The sequence below is a fragment of the Protofrankia sp. CiP1_Cm_nod1 genome (assembly GCF_920888515.1).
Lineage (GTDB): Bacteria > Actinomycetota > Actinomycetes > Frankiales > Frankiaceae > Protofrankia.
This window is the reverse complement of sequence record NZ_CAKKTM010000434.1, coordinates 17,817-19,021: the sequence shown is the minus strand read 5'-3', so window position 1 is coordinate 19,021 and position 1,205 is coordinate 17,817. Positions and strand designations below refer to the sequence as shown.

Here is a 1,205-nt window from a genome sequence, read left to right as displayed (position 1 = left end):
GGCGGGGGCCGCTCCGGCGGGGGCCGGCGGGGCAGCGCGGCACGGCCCCGCGTCCGTTGTCGCGAACGTTCCACCGGAACTGCTCGCGCGTCCGGCGCAGGCCTGGGACTTTGAGCGCGTATCGTCACCCGGACCGGATATCAGTGACCGGTGGGGAGACCGATGAAAAGAAGCGTTGTCACCGGCGGTGCCGGCTTTCTGGGGTCGCACCTGTGCGAACGGCTGCTCGACGAGGGCCACGCGGTCGTCTGCCTGGATAATTTCGTCACCGGGGCCCCGGAGAATGTCGCGCACCTGGCCGGGCACGAGCACTTCCGGCTCGTCCGCTGTGATGTGACTGATTATGTTCATATTGTCGGTCCGGTCGATTATGTACTGCATTTCGCGTCACCGGCGAGCCCCATCGACTACCTGCACCTGCCGATTCACACGCTGAAGGTCGGCTCGGTCGGTACCCTGCACGCTCTCGGCCTCGCCAAGGAGAAACGGGCGCGGTTCGTGCTGGCGTCCACCTCGGAAGTCTACGGTGATCCGCAGATCCATCCGCAGCCGGAGGACTACTGGGGCCATGTCAACCCGGTGGGGCCGCGAGGCGTGTACGACGAGGCGAAAAGGTTCGGCGAGGCACTCACCATGGCCTACCGGCGCAGTCACGGGGTGGACACCGGAATCGTCCGTATCTTCAACACCCATGGGCCGCGGATGCGCCCCAACGACGGCCGGGCGATTCCCGCCTTCGCGACCCAGGCGCTGCGCGGTGAGCCCATCACCGTCGCCGGTGACGGAAGCCAGACCCGGTCGATCATATATGTCGACGACCTGGTGGAGGGGATCGTGCGGATGATTTTTTCCGGTCATCCCGGCCCGATGAACATCGGTAATCCGCACGAACTGTCCATTCTCGAGCTCGCGGAACTGGTCCGGGAGGTGGCCAAGAGCGAGTCCCTCATCACGTTCGTCCCGCGCCCCGAGGACGACCCGACGGTCCGCCAGCCCGACATCTCCCTGGCCCGGCGCGTCCTGGGCTGGGAGCCCGTCGTCGACCTGCGCAGCGGGCTCGACAGCACGGTCTCCTGGTTCCGTGAGCACCCGGACGTCGCTTGTCCGGACGCCCGTCCGGACGCCGGCCGGCGAGGCTGACGGGACCGTCGTCCTCACTGTCGCCGTCTCGCTGTCCTCCCGCTGCCGTTCCGCCGTGCTCCCGT

1 protein-coding gene is annotated in these 1,205 nt (G+C 67.6%); it reads left to right on the top strand.

Annotated elements, in window-relative coordinates; all coding sequences use genetic code 11:
• Positions 1–162 precede the first annotated feature (162 nt).
• On the top strand, positions 163–1,140 hold the full coding sequence (locus NBX02_RS19645; protein ID WP_250286709.1) for a UDP-glucuronic acid decarboxylase family protein: 978 nt from the start codon (positions 163–165) through the stop codon (positions 1,138–1,140).
• Positions 1,141–1,205: the final 65 nt, after the last annotated feature.